A 277-nucleotide genomic window follows, 5' to 3' on the forward strand; every position below is an offset into this window, starting at 1 on the left:
GCTCAGCCTGTCTACTTGGGCTAGTTCCACGCCTTGGTCCCAGGTCAGTGTTTTGGTGATGTTGCGTATTTTGCCGGTAAACATCTCGATTAACTTATCGACAGTCGTGGCGGAATCATGCACATCAAGTTTGCGGATCATGGTGTAGCGCGTACTGCGCTCCACGCAGGTCACAAGGGCCGTTGTGCCTCCTTGGCCGATGATGAGATCGCCTTCCCAATGCCCTGGAATAGCGCGGTCTTCAACGCTGGCAGGGCGCTTGCTGATGCGGTAGTCC

Annotated in this window: 1 protein-coding gene; it reads right to left on the reverse strand. The window is 55.6% G+C overall.

From position 1 onward, the window contains the following. A partial coding sequence (locus HMPREF3056_RS09945; RefSeq protein WP_141759867.1) for an IS30 family transposase occupies positions 1–277 on the reverse strand: 277 nt, incomplete at both ends.

The sequence above is a fragment of the Corynebacterium sp. HMSC056F09 genome, assembly GCF_001815785.1.
GTDB classification, from domain to species: Bacteria; Actinomycetota; Actinomycetes; order Mycobacteriales; family Mycobacteriaceae; genus Corynebacterium; species Corynebacterium hiratae.